Annotated in this window: 10 protein-coding genes and 1 tRNA gene; 5 read left to right on the forward strand and 6 right to left on the reverse strand. The window is 61.3% G+C overall.

Annotated features, from left to right (window positions below; genetic code table 11):
* Positions 1 to 583 (forward strand): DUF2865 domain-containing protein (locus EN984_RS10625; protein ID WP_127383734.1); only part of this gene is annotated, 583 nt, incomplete at its 5' end.
* Here the strand turns inward: EN984_RS10625 and gltX are convergent.
* The 4 genes from gltX to EN984_RS10645 form a co-directional block, all read right to left on the reverse strand.
* On the reverse strand, positions 501 to 1,874 hold the full coding sequence (gene gltX / locus EN984_RS10630; protein ID WP_127272346.1) for a glutamate--tRNA ligase: 1,374 nt from the start codon (positions 1,872 to 1,874) through the stop codon (positions 501 to 503). The two genes, EN984_RS10625 and gltX, sit on opposite strands and share 83 nt — an antisense overlap.
* Positions 1,875 to 2,208: 334 nt before the next feature.
* The gene (locus tag EN984_RS10635; protein ID WP_236382810.1) at positions 2,209 to 3,396 is read right to left on the reverse strand and encodes a hypothetical protein; all 1,188 of its coding nucleotides are present in this window, start codon (positions 3,394 to 3,396) and stop codon (positions 2,209 to 2,211) included.
* Between the two features lie 249 nt (positions 3,397 to 3,645).
* Entirely contained in the window at positions 3,646 to 5,451 is a 1,806-nt protein-coding gene (locus tag EN984_RS10640) for an ABC transporter ATP-binding protein (RefSeq protein WP_127272158.1), read from the reverse strand.
* A 377-nt stretch (positions 5,452 to 5,828) separates the two neighbouring features.
* On the reverse strand, positions 5,829 to 6,239 hold the full coding sequence (locus EN984_RS10645; RefSeq protein WP_127268639.1) for a GNAT family N-acetyltransferase: 411 nt from the start codon (positions 6,237 to 6,239) through the stop codon (positions 5,829 to 5,831).
* 110 nt (positions 6,240 to 6,349) lie between these two features.
* Between EN984_RS10645 and EN984_RS10650 the strand changes: the two genes are divergently transcribed.
* The 4 genes from EN984_RS10650 to EN984_RS10665 all read left to right on the forward strand — a co-directional run bounded on the left by EN984_RS10650 (position 6,350) and on the right by EN984_RS10665 (position 7,501).
* Positions 6,350 to 6,420, forward strand: a tRNA-Leu gene (locus EN984_RS10650).
* A gap of 67 nt (positions 6,421 to 6,487) precedes the next feature.
* Complete coding sequence (locus tag EN984_RS10655; RefSeq protein ID WP_127268640.1) at positions 6,488 to 6,883, forward strand: hypothetical protein; 396 nt, start codon at positions 6,488 to 6,490, stop codon at positions 6,881 to 6,883.
* On the forward strand, positions 6,880 to 7,233 hold the full coding sequence (locus EN984_RS10660; protein ID WP_127268641.1) for a hypothetical protein: 354 nt from the start codon (positions 6,880 to 6,882) through the stop codon (positions 7,231 to 7,233). The genes EN984_RS10655 and EN984_RS10660 overlap by 4 nt, the downstream gene beginning before the upstream one ends.
* Complete coding sequence (locus EN984_RS10665; RefSeq protein ID WP_164748895.1) at positions 7,220 to 7,501, forward strand: DUF2283 domain-containing protein; 282 nt, start codon at positions 7,220 to 7,222, stop codon at positions 7,499 to 7,501. Before EN984_RS10660 ends, EN984_RS10665 begins: the two co-directional genes overlap by 14 nt.
* A 62-nt stretch (positions 7,502 to 7,563) precedes the next feature.
* Here EN984_RS10665 and EN984_RS10670 read toward each other — a convergent pair whose 3' ends face one another.
* Together EN984_RS10670 and EN984_RS10675 are read right to left on the reverse strand one after the other, a co-directional pair.
* Positions 7,564 to 9,240, reverse strand: coding sequence for an NAD+ synthase (locus tag EN984_RS10670; RefSeq protein ID WP_127268643.1), 1,677 nt, complete (start codon positions 9,238 to 9,240; stop codon positions 7,564 to 7,566).
* 129 nt (positions 9,241 to 9,369) lie between these two features.
* Positions 9,370 to 9,960 (reverse strand): DNA-3-methyladenine glycosylase I (locus tag EN984_RS10675; RefSeq protein WP_127372344.1); only part of this gene is annotated, 591 nt, incomplete at its 5' end.

The raw sequence follows: 9,960 nt of genomic DNA on the forward strand, positions 1-9,960 counted from the left end.
GTTCCACACTTCCTGTGTGCGCACCTGCGACGGCTACTTCTTCCCGATGTCGAACTCAGCCTCGGCAGGCGATTTCGAACGTGACCAGAAGAATTGCGAATCGAGCTGCCCCGGCACCGAGATGCAGGTTTTCTATTCGCGCGGCATGGACGACGATTCGGCCTCGATGACGTCATCCGTCACCGGCCGGCCCTACAGCGAATTGCCGACCGCCTATCTCTACAAGCAGCCCGATATGTCGCGGCTGCCGGCTTGCGGCTGCAACGCCGCCGCGCAGGGTTTTCAGATCATCGCCGGCAACCCGCCGAATCCGGAACAGTTGCAACCCGAGACGGACTCCGCACCGTTCATTCCGGTGCCGATCTCCAAACCGGATCCAGGTGCCGATCCCGAAACGCTGGCCAATCAGGAAGGCGGGCTCGACCGCGAGACGATCAAGCGGGTTTCCGCCAAGCCGGTGACGTCGCCGATATCAGCCTTGCCGCCGGAACAGCGCAAGGTCAGGGTCGTCGGGCCAACGTTCCTTCCCGACCCATCAGCGGCAATAGATCTGCAAGCTCCGGCCCCGAAGGCAGTCCGGTAAGGGCTGTTCTGAGCGGCATGAACAACGCCTTGCCCTTGCGGCCGGTCGCTTCCCTGATCTTGCCCGTCCAGTCCTTCCAGATCGTCGCGCTCCAGGGTTCCTCCGGCAGCAGATCGAAGGCCTGTCGAAGGAAATCGCGGTCGTCACCGGAAAATTCCGGCTTCTCCTGCGGTCCGTCGCGCAGGATACGCCACCAGTTGACCGCATCGGCCAGCCTGTCGAGATTGCCGCGCACCGCCAGCCAGAACGGTTCGGCCTGCTCGCCGGAGACGCCGAGCACGATCAGACGGTCTTGTGCCTCGGCGAACGGCATGTGGTGCAGCAGCGACCGGTTGAGCACGAACAGCTCGTCCGGATCGAACTTGGCGGCGGATTTCGATGTCGCCGCCGGATCGAAGCGTTCGGCGAGTTCGCCCATCGTCGGCACCGCCGCGACATTCTCCGAAGTGCCTACCAGGACGGCCAATGATGCGACGGCCATCGGCTCGATGCCGTCCTCGCGCAGGCTTTCAATCGAGAGCGCGCCGGTGCGCTTCGACAAGCCCTCGCCCGATGCGGTGGTCAGGAGATTATGGTGGCCGAACACTGGCGGCTCGGCAGCCAGCGCCTGGAACAGGGCGATCTGCACGCCGGTGTTGGTGACGTGGTCGTCGCCGCGGATGACATGGCTGACGCCCATCTCGATGTCGTCGACGACGGAAGGCAGCGTGTAGAGATAGGTGCCGTCCTCGCGCACCAGGACCGGATCGGAAAGCGAAGCCAGATCGACGGTTTCCTCGCCGCGCACCAGGTCGTTCCAGTGGATTTCGGTGCGTTCCGGCTGTTGTGGATCGCCTGAGAAATTGGGGAGGAGAAAACGCCAGTGCGGCTGGCGGCCATCGGCCTGGTACTCGGCGATCTGCTCGTGCGTCAGCGTCAGCGCCTCCCGGCCATAGACCGGCGGCAGGCCGCGCGTGCGGCGCACCTTGCGCCTGAGATCGAGTTCCTCCGGCGTTTCATAGCAGGCATAGAGAACGCCTGCCGCCTTCAACCTCTCGACCGCCGCGTCATAGATATCGAAGCGCCGCGACTGGTACTCGGTGGCGTCGGGAAAAATGCCCAACCAATGCAGGTCGTAGAGGATGGCGTCGGAAAACTCCTGCTTCGAGCGCGCAATGTCGGTGTCGTCGAAGCGCTGGATGAATCGGCCCTTGTTGTTCATGGCAAACAGCCAGTTGAACAGAGCCGTGCGCGCATTGCCGATATGAATGCGGCCGGTCGGCGACGGGGCGAAACGAACGGTAACTGTCATGAACGGGGCGTACCGGATGCTTTTGTGGTTGACAAGACGCGCCCCCGCGCTGGCCGGCAGACATAGAACATGGCGGCTGGAATGAAAAGACCGGACGGTGGACGCCTCCGACTGCGCCCAGGCCGGCGGTGCCCATTTGTGCCGGCAGCTTTTCACGATAGGAATTTTTTCTTGACTCGGTGCCCTCAGCTATGGTACATATTTGGCTATGGTGCTGATTTGCGCCAGCGACCCGCCGCACAGGCGGGTTTTTCGTTTGATGCTCCGTCAGCCAACGCGTCGGCGAAGGCTCCGAAGGAACCCATTAACCCAAGTTTGTAGCGCTTGAAGGCGATCAGCGGCCGAAATCATCGGAACTGAGGCGGGTCCAGCGGTCGCCCACCAATCCACCGATAAAGATGTCGCCGGAGCGGACCGCTTCCGTGACCTCGGCGATCCGCGAGCGGACCATTGTTCCCCCGGCATAGCGGAAGAAGACATTCTTGTAGCCAAAGAGTTGAGGTATGAATTTGGTCTGCGTCTGTCCGGTGATGCCCACACAGCCCATCTCCCATGCGGCGGCGACAAGCGCATCCAGCGTCGCGCCCCAGTGCAATCCGGATGCCTGGATCTGCAACAGGTTCGCCACGCCGCCGGCTTGACCATAGAAGGCATAACAACCGAGCATTTTGCCCGTTTCGTCGTAGGTCCCACCGAAATGAAGGGGGCCGTCGGCCCGCTTCTCGGCCGCCAGCGCAAGCAGCCGTGCAAGTTCCCCATCCTTCCAACTCGGCCGAAGAGCGTAACCAGACAGGAGGGTCGGCAGCTTCTCGGCAAATTGAACGGCATCGATCGGCTCACGATGGGTGCGATGCGACGATGAATGGAGGACCGGTGGCTCGAACCTTTTCTTGGCGAGAGCATCGAATGCTCTTGCGCATGGATCGAGTACAAGGCGAGGCAGGCCAGGCCATTTACGGTGCAGTGCGGCGGCGGCCATCGCCGCCGGCCGGAAAACATATGTCCATCCCAGACAATGCACCGGGAGGAGTTGGTACTTCATCGGGCGCGCGAAGGCCAAGGATGTCCGGTTGGCCGAATCGGTCAGCTGCAGATCGAATTCGCCTTGATGCAAGGCACGCAGCAATTGGGGTCCGGCCGAGCCGTCATCGGTGCCGGGGTCGGCCATGAGCGGCCCGATGATCGCCGCATTCAATGGCGCTCCATTGAGCTCGTAGCGGGCTTTCAGAACGCCGAGGAATCCACCCAGACGACCGTGCCGGTTGATCTGGACAAGAGCGTTGCTTTCCCCGGACTGGCCGGCAGGGTCGAGGTAAATCTCTCTCATATACGCGGCCGTTTCCGCGATCGCGCGATCGAGGAGGTGACGCCGGCGCCGGCGAAACTTCGTCAGGAAGAGTGCGGCGACGCGCTCAAGATCTTCGGCAGCCAGCGGCCGAACCGAGCCATGCTGAGATTCCAGCACTGACGGCGCAGCCAACTTCTCCTCGGCATTTGCAGAAAGATGCATCGTGAAGAACATCCGTGGGTTGCCCTCCATCGGATATATATCAACCAATGGTAGAAACAACGTATCTCGGTCAGTATGATGAACAGAGGTCTCAAGACTTACTATCCGGACAGGGCTTCACAGGCAAATCAAGTCGGCCAGCATCGCTGCGCTGATCGGCGGGTTGGCCGCGGCCTTGCGATCGCATGCCCTGCTCCAGCCCGCTGGGCTGACCGTGCCGGACAGAGGCGGCCTCCGGCCGAAGCTGAAGGCCGCCTCAACTCAGCTCACAAGTCCCTTGGTCAGTTCCAATGCCTGGCGCTCGAACAGGCGGCGGTAGATGCCGCCTTTCAGCCGGATCAGTTCATTATGCGAGCCTTCCTCGACGATGTTGCCGCGATCGAAGACCAGCAGCCGGTCCAGCGCCCTCACCGTCGAAAGCCGGTGCGCGATGACCAGCGTCGTGCGGCCGACCATCAGCCGCTCCATCGCCTGCTGGATCAGCACCTCCGACTCCGAATCGAGGCTCGATGTCGCCTCGTCGAGGATCAGGATGCGCGCATCGGCAAGGAAGGCGCGCGCGATCGCCACGCGCTGACGTTCGCCGCCCGACAGCTTCACGCCGCGTTCCCCGACCAGCGTGCCATAGCCCTTCGGCAGGCTGGTGATGAAGTCATGCGCACTCGCCAACTTCGCGGCATGCTCGATCTCCTCCTGCGTCGCACTCGGCCTGGCATAGGCGATGTTTTCGGCCAGCGACCGGTGGAACAGGATCGGCTCCTGCTGAACGATGGCGATCTGCCCGCGCAGCGAGGCTTGCGCCACCTGCGAGATGTCCTGGCCGTCGACCAGGATTTTCCCCGCATTCACATCATAGAGCCGCTGGATAAGCTTGACGAAGGTCGTCTTGCCCGATCCCGAATGGCCGACCAGCCCGACGCGCTCACCCGGCGCGATATCGACCGAAAAGTCGCGGTAAAGCGCCGATCGGTGATGGCCATAGTGAAAGGTCACGTTGTCAAAGCTGATCCGTCCTTCGGTGATCCGGATCGGCTTGGCGCCGGGCCGGTCCTCGATGCCGAGCGGTTCGGACTGGAAATCGACCAGCTCTTCCATATCGTTGATGGAGCGCTGCAGATTGCGGATATGCGTGCCGATATCCCTGAGATAGCCCTGCAGCACGAAGAGCGAGGTCAGCACGAAGGCAACGTCGCCGGCGCTCGCCTGCCCCCACGACCACAGCATCAGCGCCAGGCCGATCACCGCGGCGCGCATGACCAGCAGCAGCACCCCTTGCGTGGTGCCGTTGATGGTGCCGCGCACCCAGGTGCGCCGTGTGCGCGCACGCCATTTGGCGACGACCTTGGCCAGTCGGCGTTCTTCGCGCTCCTCGGCGCCAAAGCCCTTGACCACGGCGTTGCAGCTGACCGCGTCGGCCAGCGAGCCGCCGAGGCGGGTATCCCACGTGTTGGCGAGCCTTGCCGCCGGCGCGACATAGCCAAGCGACAGCAGCGCCGTCACCGTGATGAACAGCACCGAACCGGCAGCAACGACCGCCCCCATCAACGGCCAGAACCAGCCAAGCAGCAATGTCGAGCCGACCAGCATGACGATTGACGGCAGCAGCGCGATGAGGATGGTGTCGTTGAGCAGGTCGAGCGCCCACATGCCGCGCGTCACCTTGCGCACGGTCGAGCCGGCAAAGCTGTTGGCATGCCAGTCGGTGGAAAAGCGCTGGACGCGATGGAAAGCATCGGCGGCGATGTCGGCCATCATCTTCAAAGTCAGCTCGACGATCCCCATGAACGCCAGGTTGCGCAACACGGCGCCGGCCAGCGCGAGCGCCATCAACATCGAGAACGCCGTCATCGCGGCATTCCAGGCAATCGCGTCGGCGCCGGCGCTGCTGGCGACGGCGTCGACCAGCCGGCCGGAATAGAGCGGCGTCAGCACATCGGCCAGCGTCGACAGCAGGAAGCTGCCCATGATGAGCGAGAGCCGCCAAGGCTGGCGCCGCCAATGGGTAAGCGTGAAGCCAAGAACGCTGCGAAAGGCGCTCGCGCGCAAATCGATCTTAAAACGAGCCATGATGTCATTCGGGCACAAACGAGCCCGATCCCAGTAAGTCGAAAATTGAAGAAGCCGCGCAAGGAGCCAATGAGTGCCCGGAAGCGGAGTGGCATATTTGGCGTATCGCCCAAATCGGGCGGCGATCGGCATCGGCATAAGCCTGTGCTCGGTCCGGCATCGGCACGAAGGGGAACCTTCGCGGAGCGCCGGATGAGACCTAGGCTTCGCGGCCTCGCATTACCATGTGAAATACTGCCATTCGGACCTCCCGCAAGACAATTGCGGAGGTGTCCTTATAGAGACGCTCCGATGCATCGCCAAGACGAGTTCACGCCAAAAGTGTATCTGGTCCAACCACTGCGATTATTTTGCAACAACGGAGCAAGCCGCGCGCCTCATTCAGGAATGCGATCCAAGCGCATGTAGCGGCCATCGGTCGATGGCTTGAACCCAAGCTTCTCATAGACGCCGTGTGCGTCGCTGGTCGACAGGCTCCAGTGGAAAACAGTCCTGACTTCAGGATGATCGATAAGGGCCTGGACGAGCCGGCTACCGATGCCTTGCCCGCGATGCCCGGGCCAGATGATGATGTCGGCGAGATAGGCGAACACCGTGCGGTCGGTGATCGCGCGGCCGAAGCCGACTTGCCTGCCGTCGACATAGGCGCCGACGCAAAGCGAATTGGCAAAGGCGCGGCGATGGACTTCATCAGTGCGTCCGGCGCCCCAATAGCTTGCCATCAACAGGTCCGATGTCGCGCGGAAATCGATCCGTGACATGTCGAAGCTGATTTCACAGTCGGGCATGGCTTTACCGTCCAAATGACATTTGTTTCGCGACTATCCCCTTCGAACATGTGACTTGAAAGTGGTCGAGTCGATCCCCATTTCCGCGCTGGACGGGAAACCGTCTATCAGGGTGTAGCGCAGTTGGTAGCGCACTCGTCTAAGAAGCGAGGGGTCGTCGGTTCGAGCCCGACCATCCCCGCCTCTTGCTTGGCAATTCCAATAAGATAAGGTGACTGCCTAAGAACAAAGGGGCGGGGCAAAGTAAAATGGCAAAAGCAGCAAGTGCGACAAGGCCGGCAAAGCCGCCGACAAGGCCGGCAAAGGCGACCAGACTATCGGATGAGATAGAGGGGGCCGTTGAAGTTGCGGCAGCAGACGTTACGCACCTCAATACACCGGAGTTCTACGGCGCCAGCGTCCAGCTTTTTGTCAGTAGCACCGACATCAGCGTTATCTTTGCTAGGCAGGTGCCCGTCATCGCAAAAAATACACATGCAGGGATGATGCTGCCAGCGGCCGTCGTTCATCTAAGCCCCGGAACGGCGAAAGACCTGCAGACAATCCTTGCTCGGCAACTTGCCGAATACGAAGCGGAATGGGGCGAGATTCAGACCGCCTATACACGGCGGATCGCCGCCGAGGGTGCGAGAAAAAAGAAGTGACCGGCTACAAGGTCATCTCGACCGATGCAGTGCCGGGACTGAAGGAAGTCAGACTTTACGAAAGCACCATCGAACATGTTAAGACCGAGCACCCTGAAGTGCCGGTCGAACTGCCTTCTATCGAGATCGCAGTGGGTTCAGCGATCAGCAATCCAACCCATGTCGAAAAAAGTTACGGAAATTCAGTGGTTTTCGTTGATACAGAGAGCACCAATGCCACAGGCGACCCTCTTAGGTTGCCTGTGAAATTGGTAGGTGATGGAACATCAGGTCGTGTTAAAACATTCTACTTCGCAGAGACGACCGGCGACCGAGAGTTGGTGTATCGGAGGCCAGATGAGCAGGATTAGCGCTTTCGAGGTCGTTTATGATGCCGATTCCGACGTGCTCTACATAAGCCGTCGGAGGGACGTTGCCGCTCGCGGCATCGAGGACAAGTCAGGTATCGTTTGGCGCTACGACCGCAGTGGTGAGTTAATCGGCGCTACTGTCGTAGACTTCCATGATCTGTGGGCGTCGCGTGGCGACGAACTTGCATCGGAGCTTTCGGAAAAATTCCATGTCCCTACGCCGCAGGCTCAGGTTGTGGTGAACTTTGCCCTCGAACAACGGGACTGATCCCATGTTATCACTCGCGAAAGCCGAGAAAGAGGGAAGCTGGAGTCAATGAAATCAGACTATCAGCCGCGATCCCTGAACCGGTTGGTGATGGGATAGCGGCGGTCGCGACCAAAATTCTTTTTGGTGATCTTCACGCCCGGCGCGGCCTGCCTTCGCTTGTATTCTGCGATGTAGAGCAGATGCTCGATGCGCGTCACCGTCGCCCGGTCATGGCCGCGCGCGACGATGTCGTCGACACCCATCTCATTTTCCACCAGGCATTCGAGGATGTCGTCCAGCACCGGATAGGGCGGCAGCGAATCCTGGTCGGTCTGGTTCTCGCGCAATTCCGCCGATGGCGCCTTGTCGATGATGTTTTTCGGGATCACCTCGCCCGAGGGCCCGAGCGCGCCCGGCGGCACGTGGCTGTTGCGCCAGCGCGACAGCGCGTAGACCTGCATCTTGTAAAGGTCCTTGATCGGATTGAAGCCGCCATTCATGTCGCCATAGAGCGTGGCGTAGCCAACCGACATCTCGCTCTTGTTGCCCGTGGTGACAACCATCGAGCCGAACTTGTTGGAGATCGCCATCAGGATGGTGCCGCGCGCGCGGCTCTGCAAATTCTCCTCGGTGATGCCTTCCTTGGTGCCTTCGAATATCTGCGTCAGCGCGTGCAGAAACCCTTCGACCGGCTCGAAGATCGGCACGATGTCATAGCGGCAGCCGAGCGCCCGGGCGCAATCCTCGGCATCCTTCAGCGAGTCCTTCGAGGTGTAGCGATAGGGCATCATGACGGCGCGCAGGCGTTCCTCGCCGAGCGCATCGACGGCAAGCGCCGCGCAGATCGCCGAATCGATGCCGCCGGACAGACCAAGCACCACATTCTTGAAGCCGTTCTTGTTGACGTAGTCGCGCAGGCCCAACATGCAGGCGCGATAGTCGGCCTCCTCCCGGTCCGGGATTTTCGACATCGGCCCTTCCGAGCAGACCCAGTGATCCCCTTGTCTTTTCCAGGTGGTGATGTCGACCGCTTCCTCGAACTGGCTCATCTGGAAGGCAAGCGTCTTGTCGGCGCCAATGGCAAACGACGCGCCGTCGAAGATCAACTCGTCCTGCCCGCCAAGCTGGTTGGCATAGATCATCGGCAGCCCGCATTCGATGACCTGGCGGATGACGACCTGGTGGCGGACATCGATCTTGGCGCGATAATAGGGCGAGCCGTTCGGCACCAGCAGGATTTCCGCCCCGCTTTCGGCCAGCGACTCGCAGATATCGACGTCGCCCCAGATGTCCTCGCAGATCGGAACTCCGATGCGCACGCCGCGGAAATTGACCGGCCCCTGGATCTCGGGTCCGGCCTGGAAGACGCGCTTCTCGTCGAACTCGCCGTAGTTCGGCAGATCGAGCTTGTAGCGTTCGGCGATGATCTTGCCGCCATCGGCGAAGACGATCGAATTGTGCGTGCCGCTCTTGCGCTTCAACGGCGTGCCGATGATGACGCCGGGACCGCCATCCGCGGTGTCGGCGGCAAAGTCCTGTGCCGTCTTTTCGCAGGCTTTCAAAAAGGCCGGCTTCAGCACCAGATCCTCCGGCGGGTAGCCGGCGAGGAAAAGCTCGGTATAGAGCACGAGATCGGCGCCTTGGCGTGCGGCATCCGCCCTCGCCTCGCGGGCCTTGGCGAGATTGCCTGATATGTCGCCGACAGTCGGATTGAGCTGGGCGACGGCGATGCGCAGGATGTCGAGCTTCTTGGTCATGCCTGCTGACTTAGCGCGGCAAAATTGCCCGGGCAATGGCGTTCGTTTGGACCAATTCGGACCGATTGACATACGTCAATCGTGTGCGGACCGATCGACGTGCTTCAATCGTGGCGAGACGACCAGGTATCAATCGTCGCCCATATATTCGCGCAACGCTTGCGGCGAATGATTCTCGCCGATCGACATCGCCAAGATGCGTGAAATATGCCGGCGCGGCAGGCCTGTCTGCACCACCCACTGGTTGATCTGTGCCTGGATCTTGTCGAGGTCCCTCTTCGAGGTCGGGCTTTCGGCGATGTCGAGGCCGGCGTCGCGCAACGCCGCGGCCATATCGCCCGAGATGACGAACGCATCCCAACCCAGCCAGCGCAGGAAATACTGGCCCGTATTGCCGCCCAACCGGCTGCCATGCTTGCCGAGCCAGGCCATCAGCCCGACCTGGTCGTCCGCCGGCCAGTTTGCGAGGAATTGGCCGAAGCCGCCATATTCCTTCGACACGCGCTCGACGAAGGCGGCGTTGTCGCGCACGGATCTGATCTTCTGCGGGTTGCGCACGATGCGCTGGTCGGCCGTCAGATCGTGCCAGAAATCATCGGGCTGGAACAGCAGCCGCTTCGGCTCGAAGCGCAGAAACGCCTCCTCGAAGCCCGGCCATTTCTGCTCGATGACGCGCCAGACGAAACCGGCGGCGAAGACGCGTTCGGCCATAACAGAGAG

The sequence above is a fragment of the Mesorhizobium sp. M7A.F.Ca.CA.004.12.1.1 genome, from assembly GCF_003997835.1.
Lineage (GTDB): Bacteria > Pseudomonadota > Alphaproteobacteria > Rhizobiales > Rhizobiaceae > Mesorhizobium.